This window comes from Methanoregula sp., from assembly GCF_035543475.1.
Classification (GTDB): domain Archaea; phylum Halobacteriota; class Methanomicrobia; order Methanomicrobiales; family Methanospirillaceae; genus Methanoregula.
In genome coordinates, this window is record NZ_DATKKA010000007.1 from 61,547 (window position 1) to 85,067 (window position 23,521).

The 23,521-nt window shown below is 50.7% G+C and carries 19 protein-coding genes and 1 tRNA gene; 10 read left to right on the forward strand and 10 right to left on the reverse strand.

The window, feature by feature from the left end:
- Positions 1-29 precede the first annotated feature (29 nt).
- The 4 genes from VMS83_RS02405 (at position 30) to VMS83_RS02420 (ending at position 2,588) form a co-directional block, all read left to right on the forward strand.
- On the forward strand, positions 30-872 hold the full coding sequence (locus tag VMS83_RS02405; RefSeq protein WP_325409519.1) for a slipin family protein: 843 nt from the start codon (positions 30-32) through the stop codon (positions 870-872).
- 55 nt (positions 873-927) lie between these two features.
- Entirely contained in the window at positions 928-1,122 is a 195-nt protein-coding gene (locus VMS83_RS02410; RefSeq protein WP_325409521.1) for a hypothetical protein, read from the forward strand.
- Positions 1,123-1,234: 112 nt separating this feature from the next.
- Positions 1,235-1,960, forward strand: a complete 726-nt coding sequence (locus VMS83_RS02415; protein WP_325409523.1) for an HAD-IA family hydrolase — start codon at positions 1,235-1,237, stop codon at positions 1,958-1,960.
- A gap of 85 nt (positions 1,961-2,045) precedes the next feature.
- Positions 2,046-2,588 (forward strand): pyruvoyl-dependent arginine decarboxylase, encoded by a 543-nt coding sequence (locus tag VMS83_RS02420; protein WP_325409525.1) that lies wholly within the window; start codon positions 2,046-2,048, stop codon positions 2,586-2,588.
- Positions 2,589-3,982: 1,394 nt separating this feature from the next.
- Here VMS83_RS02420 and VMS83_RS02425 read toward each other — a convergent pair.
- Genes VMS83_RS02425 through acsB form a run of 6 tightly spaced genes read right to left on the reverse strand, consistent with a single transcriptional unit; the run spans position 3,983 to position 12,029 of the window.
- Complete coding sequence (locus tag VMS83_RS02425; protein WP_325409527.1) at positions 3,983-4,750, reverse strand: AAA family ATPase; 768 nt, start codon at positions 4,748-4,750, stop codon at positions 3,983-3,985.
- A gap of 7 nt (positions 4,751-4,757) precedes the next feature.
- Positions 4,758-5,798, reverse strand: a complete 1,041-nt coding sequence (locus tag VMS83_RS02430; protein ID WP_325409529.1) for a hypothetical protein — start codon at positions 5,796-5,798, stop codon at positions 4,758-4,760.
- 2 nt (positions 5,799-5,800) lie between these two features.
- A complete protein-coding gene (locus VMS83_RS02435) occupies positions 5,801-7,705 on the reverse strand; it encodes an ASKHA domain-containing protein (RefSeq protein ID WP_325409531.1) in 1,905 nt (634 codons plus the stop codon).
- Entirely contained in the window at positions 7,706-9,040 is a 1,335-nt protein-coding gene (gene acsC / locus VMS83_RS02440; protein ID WP_325409534.1) for an acetyl-CoA decarbonylase/synthase complex subunit gamma, read from the reverse strand. It lies immediately after the preceding gene.
- A 2-nt stretch (positions 9,041-9,042) separates the two neighbouring features.
- On the reverse strand, positions 9,043-9,990 hold the full coding sequence (locus tag VMS83_RS02445; protein WP_325409536.1) for an acetyl-CoA decarbonylase/synthase complex subunit delta: 948 nt from the start codon (positions 9,988-9,990) through the stop codon (positions 9,043-9,045).
- An 8-nt stretch (positions 9,991-9,998) separates the two neighbouring features.
- Entirely contained in the window at positions 9,999-12,029 is a 2,031-nt protein-coding gene (gene acsB / locus VMS83_RS02450) for an acetyl-CoA decarbonylase/synthase complex subunit alpha/beta (RefSeq protein ID WP_325409538.1), read from the reverse strand.
- Positions 12,030-12,208: 179 nt separating this feature from the next.
- Here acsB and VMS83_RS02455 point away from each other — a divergent pair, with 179 nt between their 5' ends.
- The 5 genes from VMS83_RS02455 to VMS83_RS02475 all read left to right on the forward strand — a co-directional run bounded on the left by VMS83_RS02455 (position 12,209) and on the right by VMS83_RS02475 (position 17,815).
- A complete protein-coding gene (locus VMS83_RS02455) occupies positions 12,209-13,321 on the forward strand; it encodes a PEGA domain-containing protein (RefSeq protein WP_325409540.1) in 1,113 nt (370 codons plus the stop codon).
- A 132-nt stretch (positions 13,322-13,453) separates the two neighbouring features.
- Positions 13,454-14,938: an MBL fold metallo-hydrolase gene (locus VMS83_RS02460; protein WP_325409541.1), complete on the forward strand. Its 1,485-nt coding sequence runs from the start codon at positions 13,454-13,456 to the stop codon at positions 14,936-14,938.
- A 108-nt stretch (positions 14,939-15,046) separates the two neighbouring features.
- Positions 15,047-15,646 (forward strand): 6-phospho-3-hexuloisomerase, encoded by a 600-nt coding sequence (gene hxlB, locus VMS83_RS02465; protein WP_325409542.1) that lies wholly within the window; start codon positions 15,047-15,049, stop codon positions 15,644-15,646.
- A 23-nt stretch (positions 15,647-15,669) separates the two neighbouring features.
- On the forward strand, positions 15,670-16,776 hold the full coding sequence (locus VMS83_RS02470; protein WP_325409544.1) for a pyridoxal phosphate-dependent aminotransferase: 1,107 nt from the start codon (positions 15,670-15,672) through the stop codon (positions 16,774-16,776).
- Position 16,777: 1 nt separating this feature from the next.
- Complete coding sequence (locus VMS83_RS02475; protein ID WP_325409546.1) at positions 16,778-17,815, forward strand: M42 family metallopeptidase; 1,038 nt, start codon at positions 16,778-16,780, stop codon at positions 17,813-17,815.
- A gap of 233 nt (positions 17,816-18,048) precedes the next feature.
- On the opposite strand, the gene VMS83_RS02480 is transcribed toward VMS83_RS02475, so the two are convergent.
- Positions 18,049-18,120, reverse strand: a tRNA-Arg gene (locus VMS83_RS02480).
- Between the two features lie 139 nt (positions 18,121-18,259).
- Positions 18,260-19,063: a hypothetical protein gene (locus tag VMS83_RS02485; RefSeq protein ID WP_325409548.1), complete on the reverse strand. Its 804-nt coding sequence runs from the start codon at positions 19,061-19,063 to the stop codon at positions 18,260-18,262.
- 172 nt (positions 19,064-19,235) lie between these two features.
- Between VMS83_RS02485 and ilvD the strand changes: the two genes are divergently transcribed.
- Positions 19,236-20,879 (forward strand): dihydroxy-acid dehydratase, encoded by a 1,644-nt coding sequence (gene ilvD, locus VMS83_RS02490; RefSeq protein WP_325409893.1) that lies wholly within the window; start codon positions 19,236-19,238, stop codon positions 20,877-20,879.
- A gap of 37 nt (positions 20,880-20,916) precedes the next feature.
- Here the strand turns inward: ilvD and VMS83_RS02495 are convergent, their stop codons facing one another.
- Positions 20,917-21,693: a DUF4013 domain-containing protein gene (locus VMS83_RS02495; protein ID WP_325409550.1), complete on the reverse strand. Its 777-nt coding sequence runs from the start codon at positions 21,691-21,693 to the stop codon at positions 20,917-20,919.
- A 131-nt stretch (positions 21,694-21,824) separates the two neighbouring features.
- Entirely contained in the window at positions 21,825-23,309 is a 1,485-nt protein-coding gene (gene purH / locus VMS83_RS02500) for a bifunctional phosphoribosylaminoimidazolecarboxamide formyltransferase/IMP cyclohydrolase (RefSeq protein WP_325409552.1), read from the reverse strand.
- Between the last annotated feature and the right edge of the window lie 212 nt (positions 23,310-23,521).

Here is a 23,521-nt window from a genome sequence, read left to right on the forward strand (position 1 = left end):
CAGGATCTTGTACAGGAAGGTAGCAGGGTATGGATTTCACATCTTTTTATGTACTTGCGGGGGTTGTAGTCCTGATTATCGTGGTCGTGTTCTGCGCCATGGCGATCAAGATTGCCAACCAGTGGGAGCGGGCAGTTGTTCTGCTCCTTGGCAGGTTCGTCGGGATCAAGGGACCGGGCATCTTTTTCATCGTGCCGTTCCTGAGCCGGGTTGCGTACTGGATCGATCTCCGGGTTATCACGACTTCGTTCAATGCCGAGCAGACCCTGACCAAGGATACGGTCCCGGTCAATGTGGACGCGGTACTGTTCTGGCAGGTTGTCGATGTCGAGAAGGCTGCACTTGAGGTTAAGGACTACCGCGACGCCATCTCCCTTGCTTCGCAGACCGCGCTGCGGGATGTGATCGGAAAGACCATTCTCTCCGATATGCTTACCGGCAGGGAAGCGATCGATGCCGAACTCCAGAACATGATAGGTGGCCGGGTGAGGGGCTGGGGCATTAAAATTCTCTCCGTGGAGATTCGGGATGTGATCATCCCCGGTGCCCTTCAGGACGCCATGTCCATGCAGGCGCAGGCAGAACGCGAGCGGCAGGCACGGGTTATCCTTGGAGATTCGGAACGCCAGATTGCTGAGAAATTCGAGCAGGCTGCCAAAAGTTATGAAAACAATCCTACAGCTCTCCACTTACGGGCAATGAACATGCTCTATGAAGGGCTCAAGGCCGGGAAATCGACGATAGTGCTTGTCCCTGCCTCGGCGCTTGAGACCATGAATCTTGGGGAAATGACCGGGACAATCGCGCTTGCAAAGACCATTTCAAAGGATCAGGATCCCTCTGATAATCGGCAGCAGCCGGAACAGCCATGATTCCCGTGGGAGGATGGCAGTAATCTTCATTACCTTCCGTTGCTGATCGGATTACATGCACGATATTGTCAGCAGCAAGAAGATGGAGAACGGAATCGTTGTTTTCTGGGAAGAAAACAGTGAAAAGGTCAACGAATCATTCAACTATTCCGAGCTCATTGACATGAAGATCAATGCTCTCGATCTTCTTGATCGTCCGAAATCCTATAAAGTGGACCCAAAAGCACATACCCTCGTGGCCCGGAAATAACAGGATCCGTCCTGCTGGTTCGGAGTCTTTTCAATAAGGAAACGGGTAAGTGATAAAGAAAACCTTACCCCTATCGATCCTATTTTGGTCTTGCGGCACGGAACGTACCTGCGTGGATCAGGTATTCCTCAGGAATGAGAACCGCACGAGAGCGGCCCGTGCTCTCTTATTCGACATGGATAACACTCTTTTTGATCTCGTCGGGGCACAGATTGCCGCTTGCGAGAGTGTTGTGCGTCATCTGGGCTATGCGGATGGGGACGAGCTCTTTCTGTATTTCCTTACCGGTTCCCACGGTTTTGAGTCAACGGAAAATATCCGGCAGTACATGGAAGAACGCCGGATTCCCACAAACGGTATGTTCGAACGGGCCTGCCGGATCTATGCAAACGAGAAGCTCCGCCATATTACACCATATCCCGGTGTAACAAATACCCTAGCTGCTATCCGCAAAAAGGGATATGCGATGGCAGTGGTAACCGATGCAGAACACCCGGATGCAACACAACGGTTGGGCAAGTGCGGCCTCACCTCCTTTTTTGATTGCATGGTAACATACGACAGGGTCGGTATCAAGAAACCGGCTCCTGACCCGTTTCTTTCTGCTCTGGCAGCAACAGGCGCCCGGCCGGAAGAGGCGGTCTTTATCGGGGACAGCCCCCGGAGGGATATTGAACCCTGTAAAAAACTGGGGATCCGGACGGTCTATGCGCGGTACGGGGATCGCTTTTCAAAGACCCGGGATGTTATCGGCGCAGACTTCGTGATCGATCGCATGGACGAGCTTCTCGCCATTATTGAGGACATTCCGGTTTCCGGATCACTGTCCGGGCCATAATATACGGAATCTTCAACAAACTCACGGCCCCGGTACAGAGGATCCTGACCAAAAATTAAAAAAGGACTCAGGGTGTATAAAAATTATGTTTGTTCCATCGAGGATCTTTTTCACAAAGGGGGTGGGAATACACAAAGATCGACTGGCGTCTTTTGAGCTGGCGTTGCGTAAAGCCGGTATCGAAAAATGCAACCTTGTGTATGTATCGAGTATCTTTCCCCCGAAATGTAAACAGATCCCCAGTCGCACCGGCCTGCGTGAACTCCAGTCTGGCGGCATCACGTTCTGTGTGATGGCAAGAAACGAGACAAATGAGCCCAACAGGCTGGTTTCAGCGGCCGTTGGCCTTGCTCTTCCTAAAGATGTGGAAGAGTACGGTTACCTCTCGGAGCACCATGCCTTTGGTGAAACCCAGGAACGGACAGGAGAATATGCCGAAGATCTGGCGGCAACGATGCTCGCGACCACGCTTGGTATCGAATTCGATGCCAATGCCGCGTGGCAGGAACGCGAGCAGACCTATAAGGCAAGTGGCAAAATAATCCGGACAAAACATGTCTGCCAGTCGGCACAGGGCGACAAGAACGGGCTGTGGACTACGGTAATTGCGGTCGCGGTTTTTCTCTGATTTTTTACTTTCCTGAAACTTATATCTCATCTTTTTTGATTCCTTAAATCTCATGACCCGATCGTTTTTGAAAATTTCAAGCAACTGAGCTGAGTTTTTTTCGGAAATGATCATGGAGGTATCCTCATATCATTTACGGACAAGGGAGAGTGGGGGCGATTGATTTTGAGAATGATCGGTCCGATCATTTTTTTTGCGGTGCATAAAGTGAAGGGAGGGGGGCTACCTCAGATCTGTGTGCGTGAAAGGTCGCCCCGATCAATTTTGAAATTGGCCGGACCGATTGATTCTGAAAATGATCGGATCGATCATCATGTCTCGTGAGAAGTTCCTGTGGAATATCAGGTTGGGGTACTGGAACAAAAAAGATCGCCCCGACCGGTTTTTTCGCGGAGCGGGAAGTGGGGGGTAGGGGGCGATCAATTTTTTTGCGGTGGGGTGGGTGGGGCAGATTTTCACTAAAAATTTTGTGCGGCCGAGCCGGAGATTTTTTGGAATCTTCGGTTCGTGTTTCGGACATTTCTGGAACTCTTCGGATCGGGCCGGAAGATTTCTGGTTGTGTGTGAGGATATCGCGGGGCTGTCACCCCCGCACCCCCCCAAACGAGGACTGCCGCTGTCCAGTACTGGGTTTTCTCTCATCAAATCCCCCAATTCGTACTTAAAAAATACGCCCGTAAAACGCTTCTTTTCGGTTCGTGTGGAAAATGTGTGTTATATTGGCCCCGTTTGTCAAAATACGCTTAATTTGAGCCCCATATAATGCCCATAATCGGGCAATAACGGCCCATTACGGGCCTTTGTTTTCAGGATCGATCGAAAACCCATCCGGGCCTGAGATCGGGCTGTAAAACGCGTTTATGCGAACCTTATATTTTGTCTGTTTGCCAAAATACGGCCTATTTGGGCTTAGATTTAAATGAAGCCCGATACGGGCTCCGATGGTATCTCGGAAAGGGTCATCCGGGCTCAATTTGGGCCCGGAATAGTGTAGGTCTGATCGGTCGGTAGGGGGGTGATTACTTAAACCCCCCATCGAGAGGAGGGTACTTTTACAGAGTACGGGAAAAGATCAAATGATTGCGGCAGAAGAAAACAAAAAGATCATTTCACCGGAAACGTGAGATTGTGAAATGGGATTTTTCCCGGGCTACTGAAATGAAATGATGCCCGATGCGCAAAACGACTCGTCGGGTTTTGCGCTACGCACTTACCGGGATCCGAACACGTGATTAAATTCAGTGAATGGTACGGACCAGTAAGCAGCGGAGAAGCCCGGATGCACGTACTCGCCCAGCGAGGGCCCGACGAGGCGCCCGAGCGACTCCGAGCATCAGCGAGGAGGGGGAGGTATCGAATTTTATTTTAGGAGTTTCCTGCCCGAATACCCGCGTTTACTCCCCCGCTCTCGCATGCGCCATTGTTATCATTTTCTCCGCAAGTTCCCGGACTGCCCGCCGGGCCGGACTGGATTCCGGGATAAGGGAAACGGGTGTAGCCGCAAGATCTGCTGCCTCAACTGCAGGGTCTTCCGGAATAATAGCAAAAGGAGTCTCACTTCCGATATCTACCGGGGCCGTACCTGCCTTATACCGGTTAAAGACCACATGGATCTTTTCCGGCTCAAGTCCGAGCTGAGTGGCTATTTCCCGGATCCGTGCGATTGTCCGGAGCCCCCGGGCACCAGGATCGCTTACGATCAGAAGAACGTCCGGTTTTCCAATGGTCCCCCTGCTGATGTGCTCCATACCTGCTTCTGTATCGATCACAAGAAACCGATAATCCCGCTCGAGCTGCTGCATGCATTCAGAGAGGAGATCGTTGGCAAAACAATAACAGCCGGTTCCTTCGGGTCTGCCCATTGCAACCAGATCAAAACCGTTTGCCTCAATAAGTGCCTGCCGGAACCGGTACCGTACATAATCATGCCGGTTCATCCCCGGCGGGATATTACGGGAAAACGCTTCCTCCCGCATACTCCCCAGTGTTTCTTTGACTTCTACACCCAGTGCTTCATGGAAGTTTGCGTTTGGATCTGCATCCACGGCAAGGACCGGGATCTCGCCGGCATCGATAAAAGATCTGACAAGAAGGGAACTGATTGTTGTCTTTCCGGTCCCCCCTTTTCCGGAAAGTGCAATAGTAAACGGGTGCGTTGTCATGGTCCCCTCATGGTAACTTTGCTTCTGCCCGGATTCTCCGGGAGATCTCGGCTGCAGCACGCTGGATCTCGCAGGCACCGTTCCGGTCAGCGAACCGGATACCGCAGCTGGGCGTGATCAGGGACTGGGCATCAAAGAGGTCCATGGGGATCTTTTTTGTCAACTGGGTTCGTATCGCGCAGTACCTCGCATAAAGCGCATCGACAGTTTCGGCTGCAAAGAGCTTGTATTCGGCCGGGACGATCCCCCATGCGACAACACCTCCCCTTTCCATAAATGTTGCAACCGCGTCGGAATAGAGTAAAAACTCCGTGGCAGTCGCATAGGCGTCAAGAGAGATGACGGAGGGATCGAGACCGATGACAAAACTCCAGTCCGTATTTGAGCAGCAGTGGACACCAAGACCGCCTTTCACAAGAGATGAAATATCCTGCCAGCCAGCCTTAACTGTTGCCCGGTCAAGGGGGACTATCGATGAGCCAAGCGACGCAAAATAAGGTTCATTGAGAACTACAAGTGTCTCTTTGATTCCCGTCCGAGCCTGCATCTCATGTTCGCACCAGCGGGCCTTGAGTGCAATCATCTTGGAAAGTACATCTGCCATCTGGGTATCGTAGTAGATCGGCCTTTTCTCGGTATCCACGACCTGCATCCCGAACGTGACCGGCCCGGTCACCTGGCATTTAAGGACCCGGGCACCAGGAAGTGGACGACCGATCATCTCAATAAACGCGGAGGCGTGTAAGGCGTCAAGGCCGTAGGGAGCAAAATTCTCTTCAACAAAATCTAGGTATATCTGCTCCATCGCTGCAGTATTGTCCCGGCTACTATCGTAAAGCAGCCTGCCTTCCCTGATAATCTGGCCCGGGAGCTGGGCTGAGTCGTTAAAGACTATGCCTTCAAGAAATCCCCGATCCGGAAGAGTGGGAGCATACGGGAACTCCGGGAAGATATCGAGAACATCATTGCACGCAAGCACCGGATCAGTATGCGGGAGTGCTCCGATACCGGTGGCTCGGGAGTAGGGGGACGGGATCATCTTTGACATTACTAACCCTCTTTTTTCTCGCGCAGGGAATCGAGCAGGGCCTGGACACGGGGGAAGAGTGTGAGGTCCGTGTGCGGGAGAAATGCACTTGACGTATACTCGTCCATAAACGATGATTCCGCATTGAGCTCGATGTACGCGATCCGGCCGGCAATACCATCCAGAAGTTTACGCTGCCTGCGGTTGATGAGAGCCATATTGGCCCCGGCAACGGCCCCGTTCCCGATGTTCTTGATCCGGTTGAGATCGATCTCCGGGATCAGGCCAACCGTCGTCGCGTTCTTTTTACTGATATAGTTGCCAAAGGCCCCGGCAAAATAAATGGTAGCGATGTCAAATCTCGTGACTCCGGCCTCTTTCATCAATGTCACGCAGGCAGCGTGGATGGATGCCTTGCTCATGATCAGGTTCTTGATATCATTTTCCGTGATCACGATGTCTTTTCCGATATCGGTCTCGCGGGCCCATGCTACCACGTACTCCGGGAAATGCGAACCGGTACGGATCCGGGGGTTGGTTATTCCGGTATTGATCCTTCCCGTCCGGTCGATGACTCCCGCAGAGAGGAGTTCAGCCATGATATCGATCAGACCGGATCCGGTGATCCCCCGGGGTTTGATCTTGTTTATCGTAGTGTATGTGGGTTCAAGAGTTACCGGGTCGATGGTAATCTGTTCAATGGCTCCGGGGTTTGCCCGCATGCCAAAGAGCACCTCGCCACCCTCGAGTGCCGGTCCCGCTGCCCCGGCACAGGAGAACATCCACTCGCTGTTTCCCAGGACTACCTCAAAATTTGTCCCGATATCGACAAGGAGGGAGATCTCCTCTCTCTCGCTCATCTGGCAGGCAAGGATGTCAGCAATGATATCGCCGCCGATGAAATCACTTACCGCAGGGAATGCGAAGAGCCCGCAGTTATCGTTGCAGGTGATCCCAATTCGCCCTGCTGCAACAGAGAGTGCCCTCTGAACAACGGGAACATAGGGTTCCTTGATGATATAGGCCGGGTCGATACCAAGCAACATGTGCGTCATTACGGTATTGCCTGCTACTACAACCTCGTAGATATCCTCGCGGTCAATGCCCGCGCCATTAGCAACTGATGTAAGTGCGGCGTTGATGCTCTCCACGGCAAGCGTCTGGAGTTTTTCAATCCCGTTTTTCTGGGCATAATTAACCCGAGCAAGGATGTCCTCACCACAGCTGATCTGGCGGTTATAATTGGAGGCGACTCCGGCTACCTTCCCGGAGATAAGGTTCCAGAGATAGGCAACCACCGTGGTGGAGCCGAGATCTACTGCCGCCCCGTAGAGCCGCTGTGATGTATCGTTTTCCTGGAGATCGATAAGGCGGTATCCTCCCGGGACAAGTGCAATGGTTCCGGTCACTTTCCAGTCACTGTGTCGAAGCAGGGCAGGGATCTCACGCATTACCTCGAGGGGGGCGTACATCTTCTCCGCAACCGGGCCACCCTTCTTCTGGATCCCCCAGAGGAGCCGGGAGAGGTCAGGAGACGGATCGGCAAGAGTGGGTGGCTGGAGCTCCACGTAGTATTTTTTCACAGATGGGTGAAATTCGATCTCTGTCTCTACCCCTTCGATCAGGATCTTCTGATCTTGGATAAGCGTATTTTCCGGGATAAAAACCTGGAGGTCTCCCTGGATCGTGGTGACACAGGCAAGGCATGCTCCTTTCTTTAACTCATCTTCGGTAAAAAATCGTCCGTATTTCTGCCGGTCGAATTCGATCTTCCCGGACTGGACAAAAACCACACATTTCCCACATTTTCCCACACCCCCGCAGACCACATTCATATTAATGCCGGCCCGCTGTGCTGCGTCAAGAATGGTCGTTCCCCGGGGGGAAACAATCTTACGATAACTGGGGAGGAAGGTAACGGTGCGCATTTATGCTTTCCATTCCTGAACGAGGAACTCACCGATCTCAGCAGCATCCCGCGGTCCGACCATTACCTTCCAGCCTGTTACTTCCTCGATCCTTCCAGACAGAGGTGCGGCGTAGCCCGGGATAATCAACTTCCGATGTGAAACCTCTCCTTCGACACCAAATTTTTTTATCGCATCACGGACGAGGGATTCATTTAGCTTGCCTGCAGCCACCGAGGTGAGGACAGAAAGCCCCTCGGTATCAACGATCAGCATATAACAGGGTATCCGGGTAGATTCGAGATATCCCTGGAGGGTGAAATAGGTCAGGGAGAAGTTGACCGTCATGAGCACCGGTGCATCCTTTCCCGGTGTCCCCACACGGTAGAGGCCCGGATTCATCTGAATGGGTTTCTGGGGATCGGTATAGATATTCTGACGCAGGGTGAGCATTGCTTTTGCCGATGCCGGAGGGAGGGGTTTTGCAACAATAACAGAGGCGTACTTGACGATTCCGAGAGCTATTGCCGCATCTTCGTCCTCAAACTTCGTTGCATCCAGATACACCGGGTAACCAAGGTCAGGAACTGCCCGGGTGATGGCAAGCTGCCGGACTGCCGTGGACCGGTAGAGGAAATCCCCGAGCGTCTGGGCACCGAGATCAAGAACAAGATTTGGAACACCTTCAGCGGTACAGTCTTTGGTGAGCTGGACAAGCCCTTCAAGGGTGGGTGCCCGGATAACAAGCCGGCAGCCGTACTGTTTTGCCAGTCCACAGACCTCCCGGTAGTTTTCCGGGGTGGCAGCACAGATCAGGGGACGATAACTCCCGCACATTACCAGTGCTGCGGCAAGTGCAGCCGGGTTATCCGAGACCAGAACTTCCGGAAGGCCGGCGGTCTTTTCCACGGCAGCCACCGCTTTTGTGTAGCTCTCTACCGTACCGCTTGTGTTGATGATTGCGGTCCCATTAAATTTCAGGTCGGCCCCCACGCGCGTCAGGGTCTCATCCCGTACCCGTGCAGTTACTGCGGCAATCTCTTCATCACTCTGGGTATCTGCAACTGCAAACATAAGACCCGGCGGATGGTAGAAGGTTTTATCATGACGATAGAGTACAAATTCTTCGCCAACAGCAAACGAGCGTTCGCCCACGCCGAGTTTCACCAGTTTTATCGGAGGCCGCGTGGTTGCTCCCAGGACAGATTTCGCGTTATCATCAAGATAAGGGCAGAGATCAATATCGGCTTTGCCGGCAGCCAGTTTCATTGCGAAGGTCAGACAGGTAGGATCGCCACATTCCTTGCAGTTTTTCTTAGGCAGGAGTTTATAGATATCCAAGGCTTTGAGTGGCATATCTACAGGCCTCCGTTCCTGGTGGTAAGTCCTGTCAGGGCAGATTTAAGCCGCTTTACCGTATCAGGGTGGCGGACACAGATAATTTCTGCCCCCGCAACGGCTGCTGCCAGGCTGGTGGTAAACTCCCATTCAACAGCCATAGCATCCCGTGTGACCGCATCCGCTTCACGCACCTCCTTTATGGTAAGAGTGTCCGAAGGAGCGCATATCATGGGCATCGCAAGATCTGCATCACCTTTGAGCGCCGAGAAACGGATCCGTTCCATGGCTGAATAGGAATATTCAAAGCCATAACCGAGGGCTCCCGTATAAGGGTCGATAACGATATGATTCCGGGATACACCGATCTCCTTGAGGAGAATATTGAGCTGTTTTGCAAGATTGATATCTATTGGGGACTGGGCAATGATCGCATGGTTATACGCGAGTGCTGCTGCGGCAATGCTTCGGTAACGTCCGGCTTCAGCAGTGCCCAGGAGCAGGCGTTCACCCTGTCCGGCCTCGCCACATTTCTGGAAAACCTCACTGTCAATTTTTGGTTCATTACTCCCTTCAATGATCAGGGGAAGGGACGTTGACGATAAGACAGTTTCAGTAATTTTTCCCAGCGAGGGGATATCGGAAAAATTACGCTGCCTGGTGCTTGTAAGGCAGAGCCGGATAAGATCTGCATCATACGTGGTCTCAGCCCTTTTTGCCCAACCCGCAGGGTCATGAACGAGATCCCCGCAGAAATCGTTGACTATCGGTGACCAGTACCGGGGATCGTCACAGATCTCAAACGCTATGAGCGGGGCTGGAGTTATCCTCCCTTTTTCCAGGAAGGGAAGTGTGGTGCCTCCCCCAATCCGGTACGAACGTGATCGTGTCCCTCCTTCTGAACGCGTTGCGCCAAGAACTACTTCGTCTACCGTGCCGGTCCAGCCAAAATTCGGTTCGGGTATCATCGCTCACCTCACATCAGGGGTTTCATCGTAAGCGCCGGATGGCCGACGCGTTCAAGAAACGCGGTCAGGTCTTCAATAGTTGCTGCTGAATTTTCATCCCCTATTTTATCAAAGAGATCGGGATGTCCTTTGGCAGCAAGGAACGGAACAAGACGAGGTCTGAGTTCTTCTTTTAACTGTGCCGGCATCCAGACAAGACGCTCGATTCCTCCTTCACCCTGGAGAAACCTGTCCGAAAGGATATAATTTTTCGAGATCCCGGCAAAACCCGGTGTCTGTGCTCCGCCACCGATTGTACCGGCGAGAGTAGAAAAAGTCATACCGGAGGGTGTCATGCCCTTATATTCCCGGTTCACTACCATGATGCCATTCACTTCTGGAAGCATCAGGGCAATCACTTCAAAACAGCCGCAACAGGTCATGGGAAATTCCATGACGCTGTAGAGCGAGCATCGTTCGATCTCGCCGTGACTAGCCTTCTTGACGAACCGGTTCACTCCTTCAAACTCCCCGTTCTGGGCATTGATGAGTGCCCCTTTCTCGACGGGCTGGTTTGCACCTGAGGGAGACATCTCATATGCGATCTTTCCATCGAGCCAGGAGATCGCTCCGCAGAGTGCCGGGCGCTCGGGCGTGATCACGCAGACATGATTGGGAGCAAAGGTCTGGCAGAGAGTACAGGAGTAATAGGTGCCGACGTCATTGTCCCGCATCCCCTTGATACGGGCATCGCGTTCTTCATAGATCTTCTCTGCCTCCTTCTTTGCAGCAAGGACTTTTTCCTTATCTGTGATGAGCGTGACCGCAACTGCATCCAGGAGCTGAGGGAAATCCATCCTGAATTTTCCGGCAAGAAGTTTACCCAGGTGTTCGATCTTTACGCCTTTTGCAAACGCTTCTTTAGATATACGGACCCAGATGAGATCCCGTTGGGCGACATGCCAGGACCCCTCGCCATAGTTGATGAAATTGTGGATCCGCCGCTCGAGGACAGGCTCGTAATCCTTCTTCATTGCTTTTCCGGCTACGTCGACAAGGATGCCCAGGGGATATGCACCGCCCTCTTTTAAGGAATCGATCTCTGGGCCGATGACGGTTACCTTTCCATCCTCAATTTCCCCGGGATTTTTCATTCTGAGAAGTTCAAAAGCGGGAGAACGTCCCCCTCCAAATTCGATCTGCATCTCCTCCTTGCGGATACTCTTTCCCTCAAAAGCGGGGGAGCATCCCATGGGCATAGGAATCGCAGTAACGGTAACCCGGATGCCTTTCATATCCATTCCGGTACGGACGATATTATCCGGGGTGGATGGCGTCCATTCTCCACCATCGTATCCCTCAAGTGAGAGAATGGGAAATCCCAGTACTCTCATCCCATCGACAAAGGCAACTTCTTCATCGGACAAGCCGGGGAAAACAACAACAATGGCCTTTGCCCGTTCAGCCGCATACGAAAGAAGTCTCCCGGCATCTCCTGGGGTGACCCCGCCAAACATCATTGCTACCCGTGCAATAATATCAACAAAATAAACGCCATGCAGGGGGCGGGACCCTAGAGGGATAAGCCGGTAATCCAGTCCCAGTTTTACGCCGGATGCTGAGAGGGAGGGAATAACTCCGCCTGCAAGGAAGGTGAGCATGTATTTTTCCTGCAGCTCACGGCATATTGCCGCGGCACTTCCGGCACTTGCCGGGGTACCTACGATAAGCGCAAGACCCAGGATACTACCATCAACAAGCGAATAACCGAGTTTCCGGATCACGGTATCGCTGATAAATCCGGTGTAGGGTGCCGGCTCTTTTCCGGCAGTCGCAGTTGCCTCGGCAAGCAGGCATTCAGATGCTACAAGCGGATTCTCACCGGTTTTTGCAAAAACTTCAATTGCCGCGTTTTTATCGTGTACGGCTGTTCCCGTTAATGCAAACGAGATCGGCAGGTGGTAGGCTGTTTCATCATAGGAGAATTCGCGGGAAATGCGGGAGATTTTATTTTTTAGCTGTTCATTCCCGGTTATTTTTGCAGAGCTGACGTCGGTCATGCGATTCTCTCTGTGTATGGGGTATCTGCGCAACTATAGATATAGTTTCGTTATGAGGATCGGGTCTCAAACACGAGGAAATTCTACTGAAATGCGTGCTTTTTGGTAGTTATAAAAAAAATAAGGATAACAATGTTTATTCTCTTACGAATATATTCTCTTTAAGGTGAAGACAAAAAATGTACTCCAGGAAACGCCGGGAATTATTTTCCGGGCTCCTTCTTCTGATTATTCTGTTTGTCTGTATCGTACCGGCACATGCCCAGAATGATACAGTTTCAATCGCTTATCGTGGTGCGGAGGTATACTATGTCGGGGACCATGTCATCTTTGACGGAAAGAACATGGTGGGTAATTCTACGGTGATTACCGTTACTGGTCCGGGCCTTCCGGCAGCCGGTGTCCCCCCGTATAACCTGACCGACGTTGCGGGAACAGGCAATACGGTTGTTACGGATTCATCTGGAGACTGGTCGTTTTACTGGGACTCATCCCGGGCAACAGGTGCGGGAAATCTGGACAATGCGCGATATACCTTCACTGTATTTGATCAAAGCAATCCCCAGATCAATGCGTCTGCTTCCATCTTCGTGAGACAACCTGAATTTTATGCAACTATCTCGCCAAATCCCTCTGTCTTCAATAACTATGTTCAGGTTACTGGAAGGGTTGATTCGCCCGCTGATACCATTGAGATCGATGTGCTGGATGCTGCTGGCAACAAAGTGCACACGTTCACATCTCCGGTCAGTACCGGGGGATATTTCCAGTATGGATTCCATGTTGATATGCAGCCCGGGACATATGCGGTTACGGTAAGCAGCCCCTCACTCTCCAATAGTCTGACCGAAACTCTGACTGTCGTATCTTCCAACGCCAACCTGACTTCTGGTGAATCTTCTGTCACGGCTTCGCCAACTGCCATACCTGAACTCGTGTCAGGCACCACCACTCTGACGCCCCAGGTTACTCCGGCTATTGTCTCCGGGGCGGGAACCCTGGTCATCTCATCAGTACCTTCCGGAGCTGCGGTTTATCTGGATTCCATGAAAGTTGGAACATCGCCGGTTACACTGAATGATGTCGCTTCCGGAACCCATCTAGTGGAACTTAAATCTCCCGGGTATCTGACAGTCTCGATGGATGTCGTAGTATCAGAAAACAGGCCAACGGAGATCTCCCCTGCAATGGTAAAAGCACCGTTCGGACTTCCCCTCTCACCGCTTGCAGCAATTGGTGGTTGTCTTGGAGCGGCGGCATTGATCGTTGCATCACGGAAAAAAGGTTCTTAAAAGGTAATTTCTCAAATGCCGCGGTAAGCGGCATTCAGGAGATTTTTCCGTAATCTATAACCTGATCAAATATCTATTTTAATCCTGCATACGGGGTCGGCACTTGTGAAAAAATTGGGCTTTATTGCGCATATGCCTGACGAACCAGGGTCTCTTGAGAGAGCTGCGAATGTTATCACGAAATATGATGGCAACATCAATCGCATTCAATACGACCGGAGGATCGATCCCTGTACGGTTTTTTATGAGGTAACGACAACTGATGCAAATTATAGAAAGATCACGAGCGATCTTGAAAAATTAGGGTATCTCCAGAACTCCTTACAACCGGCAAGTTTTCTCAAATTTTTTGTTCACCTGCCCCATACACCAGGATCACTCAGCAGGTTCCTGAAATATACAACAAAATCCGGTGCTAATATAGGATTCATCGATTTTGATGACACCGGTCGGTATCCCGACAGACTTACGGTCAGCCTGAATCTCGAGAATCCGGCAGCGGTTGATCAGCTCCTTGATCAGCTGAAGTCCCGGTACCACCTGGAAATCCTCGAATACGATATTACGGGTAAACATCTCGACGATACCATTTTCTACGTGAGGTTTGCCCAGGAAATACGTGACCTGATTGGTGAATCTGAAAATACCTTTCTCCTGTCATTTCTTGCAGACACCAACCACATTGCACAGGAACTGATGAATCGTGGAAATAACCCCCAACAGGTTTTTGATAGTGTACTTCAAACGGGCAGGACGTTGCGTGCCACAACGGGAAAATTTTTTTATGCAGATATCCAGAAGATTTCCGTTACTTCATCGGTCGATCTCTTCTGTTTCCAGCTGCCCTGTGGAGGGAATATTTACGTTCTTACCTCAGAAAAGGAGAACCTGATGATCGATACGGGATATGGGATCTATCATGATGATGTCAGGGCAATGTTTTTACATTATGGCCTTGGTGACGAAGACCGGTTTACGCAACTGGTTATTTCCCACGCCGACGCAGATCACTGCGGTGCCGGGGGGTTCTATTCTGCAGGTGCGCTTATGCATCCAGGTACCCGGGATATTATAAAAACGAATAACCGGGCATATGGCTCCCGGAGCGAGCATTCTATTCTTGAGGCTTTTTACACCAAGATGATCAACCTGTTCTCCCGGTTTTGCCCACCCAAAAAAATACACTGTTTGCCACCCGCGGGGCCCGAAACATGCAGCATTTTTCCTGTACTCGGGACAGTCACCATTGGTGACATAAGTCTCGAAATACTTGAAGGTCTTGGAGGGCATACCCATGGTCAGATTTACCTCTATTCCCGCAACGAGGGTTTACTTTTCACCGCAGATGCGGTGATCAATTTTTCCAGTCTGACACCGGACAGGGCGGCTTACAACTCTCTGGCTGATTTCCTCGTTACCTCGGTAAACGTTGACAGCGATCTTGCGCGTCGGGAACGAAAGGCACTCCTGGAACTTGCCGCAGATACCGATCAATACCTTTCCACGAAACAGAAACGCTGCAGGATCTGCGGGGGGCATGGTGCAGTATCAGTCGTGGAAAACGGGAAGCTGGCAGCCTTTGGAGACGTTATCCGTTACAAACAGACATACAATTAATTTGATTCTGTTTTCTGACTGCTCTGTGTAAAATCCATTCAGCACGTAATTCCGGCACAGGCACGATATTCTCATCTACTATGGGAATGCACCATTCTTGCGAGTAGGATGGAAAACCACAGGGTTCAGGAAATGATGCAGCTGATGGCATCTAAGATCCGGGCTATTGCTCACTCCATATCAGATTCTGACGTGGAGGCATTCCTTACCGAGATTTTGAACGCCCGGCGTATTTATGTCATGGGTGCAGGCCGATCGGGGCTTGTAGCAAAAGGATTTGCAATGCGGCTGATGCATCTCGGTTTTCAGTCGTATGTCGTTGGCGAGACAATCACCCCGGCACTCCAGAAGGGGGATGTCATTGTCATCTTTTCCGGGTCAGGTAAAACAAAGACCGTGGCGGATATTGCTGAGACCGGGAAAGAGATCGGAGCACATATCTGCCTGATTACATCGAATGCGGATTCCCGGATCGGAAGGATAGCAGATTGCAGGGTAATCATTGAAAACCAGCGCGACGATGTTCGCGATGATGCGGCAGAGTTTGAGATACGGCAGGTACTGGGAGATCACAAGTCGTTTGCACCTCTGGGCACGCTCTTTGAGACAACCTCGATGATCTTTTCCGATGCTGTTATCTCCCGGTTGATGGAAATAACCAAAACCGACGAATCCGCACTCAAGAACCGGCATGCGAATATCGAATAGACAAGGATGAAAGGTGGGCAACAATGGTAGAAAAATTTTCACCCCGCGTCAGAGATATAGAAATCTCGGGGATTCGAAAGATCTTTGAAGCGGCCGGCCCGGGTTCCATCAATCTTGGCCTGGGTCAACCGGATTTTGACACGCCGCAACACATCAAGGATGCTGCCATTACAGCGATCCGGGAAGGAAAAACCGGCTATACTCCGAACACGGGTATTGCCGAACTACGGGAAGCCATTATCGCCAAATTCAGAAAAGAGAACGAATTGCAGTATGCTCCCGATCAAATTATTGTTACGGCCGGTGCAAGCGAGGCGCTCCATATCGTCATGCAGGCGCTTGTGAGTGAAGGTGACCGGGTACTCTGTGCTGACCCGGGTTTTGTCTCATATGCTGCGCTTGCAACAATCGCGGGCGGAAAATCTGTGGGAGTCCCATTGGATAAATCCCATCATATTGATATCGAAAAAGCCCAGGTACTGATGGATGGTGCCCGACTCTTTGTTCTCAATACGCCGGCTAACCCTACCGGGGCTGTAGAGAGCAGTGATTCTGTTCGGGCACTCGTAGAATATGCAAGCGACGCCGGTGTCACGGTAGTCAGTGATGAAGTGTATGAACATTTTGTCTACGGGAAAAAGCATGTGAGTGCGGCGCGGTTCGGAGATAATGTAATTACAATTAATGCGGCAAGCAAAACCTATGCGATGACCGGCTGGAGGCTCGGATACCTTGCGGCTTCTCAGGAGATTGTCGGCCAGTGCCTCAAGGTCCATCAGTACTGTCAGGCCTGTGCCACATCAATTTCCCAGTACGCAGCTCTGGCAGCATATACGGGTGACCAGACGTTGGTGCACCAGATGAGGGATGAGTACCGCGTACGCCGTGATCTGCTCTGCAAAGGCCTGTCTGAAATCGGCTTCTCCTTCCCGGTGCCGGAAGGAGCTTTCTATGCTTTTGTGCCGATGAAACCAGCGCTGGCACAGAAGGTAATTGACCACGGTGTGATCCTCACACCGGGATCGGCCTTTGGAACAAACGCCCCGGGTTATGCACGACTCAGCTATGCTGCATCGCGTGAGAATCTTATACAAGCCATTGATAGGATCAGAATTGCAACAGGAGAATAATATGGTCAAGGAACTTCTACGGAAACTATCCAATGCCCACGGTGTATCGGGCAGTGAAAGCAGCGTTTTTTCGTTAATCCGAAAGGAGCTTAAAGGCTACGTTGATGAGATCACTGAAGATCCCATGGGGAACCTTATCGCAGTTAAGCATGGCAACAAGTCGAAGGTCATGCTTGCTGCCCACATGGATGAGATCGGGCTGATGATCAAATATATCGATGACAAAGGATTCCTCCGGTTTATCACACTCGGCGGGTGGTATGCACCAACGTTATACAACCAGCGTGTCATTGTCCATGGGACAAAAGGCGACCGGATTGGGGTTATTGGTGGCAAGCCCCCGCACATGATGGATGAAGAAGAGCGCAAGAAAGGCGTTAAAACAGAGGACATGTTCATCGATGTCGGCGCACAGAACAGGGAAGAGGTCGCCGGGCTTGGTATTGAGGTGGGGACACCCGTTACCATTGACCGGGAATTTACGGAGCTTGCAAACAACCGCGTCACCGGTAAAGCGTTTGATAACCGTGCAGGGGTTGCAATGCTCGTAAAGACCATGCAGAAGATGAAGTCCCCCTTTACGGTCTATGCTGTTTTCACCGTCCAGGAAGAAGTCGGACTCAAAGGAGCAAAAACCAGTGCCTATACCATCGATCCTGACTGGGCCATTGCTACCGACGTCACCATTCCCGGAGATCATCCGGGCATCGACATGAAAGATGCAGCCGTTGAGATGGGGAAAGGACCGGTCATCACGATTGTGGACAGCAGCGGAAGAGGACTTATTGCAAACCGTAAGGTTGTCCAATGGCTGAAAAATACTGCTGAAACCAACGATATCCCGGTACAGTTCGAGGTTGGTACCGGGGGAACAACCGATGCAACGTCCATTCACCTTTCACGTGGCGGTGTGCCGAGCACTACCATCAGCCCGCCCACCCGGTATATTCACTCTCCGGTTGAAGTACTGGATATCGGGGATATCGAAGCGGGTGTCAATCTGCTGGTCACGGCGCTCAAGACTAAACCGGCGCTGTAATGTTAGTCTCAATAATTTCTCTTAATCATCCTTTTTCAAAGGATTATTGAAAATCTCCAAATTGAAACATATTGATTATTTCTTCGTTAATTTATGCGATAAAGCCACCTTCTTTGTAATATACTATGGATATCGTATAAATTTTAGGTATTAACCAATTTTTTACTTTGAATGATCCATACTCTTCGATAAGGAAAGAGTTAAGATATGTTCGCAAAAAGAAAAAGGAGGTACGCCCCGGCCGGGACTTGAACCCGGGTCAAAAGCTCCGCAGGCTTCTAGGATGTCCACTACCCCACCGGGACTGGTTAATTGGGTGCCTGCCTTATTTACATCGCTTTCTTCGTTTAAATATCTCACCGTTTCATAGACGAAATATCATTCACGTATAATTAATTAACAATATCTATCCCTATCTTTCTGAATATAAAAATATAATTTATCTTAATAACCTTGTGTTTGAACGTTTACTGGTGTCCATGTAGGTGTTGCTGTAGTTGTCGGATAGCTCAAATAATTTTGCTGTGTTCCACCCCAGAATTTACATTCGGGAAATGTCTGATTCTGTGGATCGTCAAAATTGCCCAGCGGTTTTACCCAGACGCCGGTTGTTGCCGTAATTTCATTGCCTGTCATCTGGATCTGAAGATTACCCGAATTCAAAATTGGTCCCATTGTCGCACTGGTATAAAGAGAGAGATTGGACATTCCCGGGGCTTTTCCAAAACCGGCCTGATTATAAATTGTCCCCGTTGTTTTATCTAGGACAGTGACTTGGAACCATGAATTAGGGTCATAATCTGAATACTGCAACGTTACCCAATTATTCCCTCCTTGGTTTGACTTTACATATTTCGTCACCGTTATATTTGTGGGTATAACGGTATAATTGATATACATCGGGGGATTTTTCAGGTCGAACGAGATCGCTGTTGTATTATACGAAAAGGGCTGCGTGTTGAGATAAATAAGGCAGGACTGATCGGTCGGAATTGGAGTTGGTGTTGAATAAGGGTTACTGCCCGGGCTATTACCCTGGACTCCAGCATTGGTGGTCTCGAATGGCGTTGCTGCGGCAACATATGAGGGAGATGTCGGCGTCTCTCCGGCATTTGTTTCTGTGGCGTAATAGCTCCCTGATGCTGATGATGAGGTCGTTGTTCCTTTCGGCGGCGTAACACATCCGGTTGCAAGGAGCATCAAAATTATACTCAACGCAAGTATCGCATAACAGATCTGATTTTTCATTATTGTTGTGTACAGTTTTTTCTTTTATTTATGTCTGTTTGAAAAAATGTCATTGCATTATTTTAACCCCGACCTATCCGTTCCTGCGAAAATTTCTTGGATTTGGTTGTGGAACACAGGTTTGGCAACAGATTCATCTTTCCAGCAGGGAAATCTTTGGGTAATGATGGATATGCGAAGCGATATGGTTCGAAAAGGGTACGAAAGGGCTCCAAACCGTTCACTCCTGCGATCTCTTGGGATCACCGACAGGGAGATGGATCTCCCGTTTATCGGTATTGCAAATGCTTACAATACCATCGTCCCCGGGCATATCCACCTTCGCCAGCTTTCCGAAAAAGTGCGCGAAGGTATCGCTGCTGCGGGAGGCGTTCCCTTTGAGTTCGGAGTCATCGGCATCTGTGACGGAATCGCGATGGGTCACGAAGGGATGCGGTATTCGCTTCCCTCCAGAGAGAATATTGCAGACTCCATCGAGCTCATGGCCCAAGCCCACCGGTTCGATGGACTGGTCTGTGTCGGGACCTGCGATAAGATTGTTCCCGGGATGCTTATGGCCGCGGTCAGGACTGACATCCCTACGATTGTTGTGACTGGCGGAGCCATGCTGTCGGGAAGAAGTGCCGGTAAGGATCTCTCCCTTATCGATGTATTTGAAGGGGTGGGCAAAGTTGCTGCCGGCACAATGGACGAGACGTCTTTAAAGGAACTGGAATGCTGCGCGATGCCCGGATGCGGCAGCTGCCAGGGGCTTTACACTGCAAATACGATGGCATGCATGACCGAGACCATGGGGATGTCCCTGCCGGGTTGTGCGGCGATTCCTGCCGTGGATGCAGCGAAGCTCAGGATCGCCCGCGAGAGTGGCGAAGCGATCATATCCCTTGTTGAAAAGAACATCACCCCGCGCAGGATCATTACTAGGAAAAGCCTGGAGAATGCCATACGAGTGGATATGGCGCTGGGAGGATCGACAAATACCGTCCTTCACCTTATGGCGATCGCAACAGAAGCAGAAATCCCACTCTCCCTTGAAGACTTTAACCGGATAGCCGAAGAGATACCCCATATCTGTCATATGCTTCCAGCCGGTCCCCATTCAATGCAGGCCCTGTACAGGGCCGGGGGTATTCCTGCGGTGCTCAGACGCCTTGAAAAACATCTCGGGGAGTGTCCGACCGTTTCAGGTCTCTCGGTTCATCAGATTGCACAACATGCAGTTATCAAAGATGAAGACGTCATCAAATCCCTGAATTCACCGGTGAGCCCGGCCGGAGGTCTGCGCATTCTTTTTGGGTCCCTTGCTCCCGACGGATCGGTGGTCAAGTCTGCAGCTGTTCCCAAAGAGATCTGGAAACACACCGGTCCGGCACGGGTCTTTGAAGCGGAGAAACCGGCAATGGAAGCGATACTTTCCCGACAGATCCATGAAGGAGATGTAGTGATCATCAGGAACGAGGGCCCGCGGGGTGGCCCGGGTATGCCGGAGATGCTTGCTGCCACATCGGCCCTTATGGGTGTTGGGTATAAAAATGTGGTTCTTATTACCGATGGCCGTTTCTCCGGGGGCACCCGCGGCCCCTGCATCGGCCATGTCTCCCCTGAGGCTGCGGTAGGAGGTCCGATTGCATTTGTTCAGGATGGTGACCGGATTGCCGTAGATCTTTTTACAAAGACAATTGACCTCCTGGTAGACTCCCAGACGCTCAGTTCCCGTAAAGAAAAATGGAAACCGGTAAACAGACCATTAGCAGGTGTCCTTGCCCGGTATGCTAAAACCGTAGAGCAGGCAAACGTTGGCGCAGTACAAAGATAAATTCCAGCATTTTTGTAAAAAAAAGAAACGTCAGATATTACACAGTTCCGGCACTGTCGTATAACTGACAGATGTACCTTGCTGCAAAGATTGAGATGAACGGACCAATAATAATCTCAATGATCGCTCCAACAATGGGGATTAATCCGAGGATTACGTACACTATCACTAGGATCACGGCCAGAACGATAAGGGCAAGGATATAACCTCCCCATCCGATCTTGCCGATCGTGGAAAGAATTGCTGCGAAATTGAAGGCTTCACCTATTTTTCCCATTCGGGCAAAGCGGATAACCCCAATAAGGGCAAGAAGGCCAAGGATGATTGCCAGGATACCTGCAATAATGATACCGACAAGTGCAGGTCCAAACAGCGCTGCTGCCAGGTTCTGGGGTGCAATTCCCTTTGCGACCGCTGCCATGAGGGAGGCCCCTGCAACGGCTGCAAGGACGATTATCACCGGGATCATGTATATGATCTCGATAATGACATACTTGATGCCGTCCGCGAAAAGCGCACCATAATTAGTAATTTCCGGCAAGGGTTTTTCCCCCCGTAATATTTTCAGCAGGAATCCCTGATAGAAGGCACCGAGCAATATTGCAATGATAAAGGCGATGATAAATCCTCCGATAACTGTCGGGAAGTCCGGGGTTCCATTCATCATCGAACCAATGAACATGACGGCCCAAGCAATGATCGGTATTGAGGGCAGGATCTCAAGGACAATCAGCAGTACCCATTTCAGCCATTTTCCGACAAGACCCTCCTTTGCATAAGCAAAGGATTCACTAAGTGCATTTCCTAAATCCATGAACCTTCACCACATTTCTGAATCATTTGTGACCTCATCTGCCACAAACAATTTAAAGAAGGTATAGTAACTTCGCAGAATATATATTTATTCAAAAATAGGGGCGGAAATCCAAAAAGCGGGATAAATATTCAGTGTCTGAAATACCTTACGCCGGTAAAGATCATTGCCATATTCAGCCGGTTTGCGGCCTCAATAACCTCCTTGTCCCGGATAGATCCTCCGGGCTGAACGAGTGCTGTTGCACCAGCCTTTGCTGCAACCTCAAGGGTATCAGGAAACGGAAGGAATGCATCCGAGGCTACTGCAGATCCTGCAAGTGGGGCACAGGCCTTTTCGATTGCTATCTTTGCCGAATCTACCCGGCTCATCTGCCCGGCACCAATGCCCAGTGTCCGTTTCCTGTCAGAAAAGATGATAGTATTGCTTTTGGTGTGTTTGCAGACTTTCCATGCAAGTCTCAATGCCTGCATCTCATCAGCAGTGGGATCACGATCAGTGATAACGTTCCAGTTCTCCTGGTAGGAGGGCGTCCGCTGGACAAGAATGCCTCCGTCAATGGTCCGCACTTCCTCCGCATTTACGCGTGCCGGAAGGATGAGCACACGCATATTTTCTTTGGATTTCATTGCTTCAAGCGCACCCCGGGTAAAGGAAGGAGCGACCACCACCTCAACAAAAGTAGAGTTTATTGCTTCAGCGAGTTTCCCGTCAACCTCGCGGTTCAGAGAGACAACGGATCCGTACGCTGATACCGGATCTACTTCACGGGCAGAAAGATATGCATCAAGAATGTCAGTTCCCACAGAGACTCCGCAGGGATTGTTATGCTTAACGATCACGGCTGCCGGTTCTTCAAATTCCGCCAGAAGTGCGGTGCCGGCATTGACATCCAGATAATTGTTATAGGACATCTGTTTACCCTGGAGTGGTTCTGCACCAGCAATGCCGGTGGTGCCGTATACGGCGGCCTGCTGGTGCGGATTTTCGCCATACCGGAGCATCCGGCCGTTGGTAAACTGGAGGGAGAGGATGGGCGGGAAGGTCGTATCCAGGTTTGAAAGATAGTTGCTGATAGCGGCATCATATGCTGCAGTCCGCGCAAATGCCTTTTTTGCAAATATCAGCCGTTGCTCCGGAGTAAAGCCACCAGAACTGATGGTTGAGATTACCTCAGGATAATCATGAGGATCGACCACCACTGCTACATCCTTGAAATTTTTTGCTGCAGCCCGTATCATGGCCGGCCCTCCCACATCGATATATTCGATCAGTTTGTCGAGAGGCATCGATTCCCCGGACATTCGTTCGAACGGGTAGAGGTTCACCACCAGCAGGTCGATCCGGTTAATGCCATACTTCACCATGACCGCATCATCTATCTGACGACGTCCCAGAAGGCCCCCGTGCACCTTGGGGTGGAGCGTTTTGACCCTTCCATCCATCATTTCCGGAAAGCCCGTGTAGCTTGATACTTCAGTAAAGGGAACACCGGCACCGGCAAGCGTCGAACCGGTACCCCCGGAACTCAGGATACTGAACTTGTTTTTGATCAGATCCTGTGCCAGTTCCACGATTCCGGTCTTATCCCAGACAGAAAGAAGCGCCCATTTCATGGGTTAATGTATGCTGATGGTGGCCAAAAAAGATATGCCGCTCATACCATTCCGGATAAACAGGATCCCACACAAAGAAGTGAGAAATGCGGGCTGCTTAATTATTATTCAGTATAGAAGCAGGTCATTTCTGATAACTGGTGATACCTGCGTCGAATCCCGGGAATTCGCGCGAATACGCATGCGCTCTTCAAAAAGGCAGGAAATCCGAC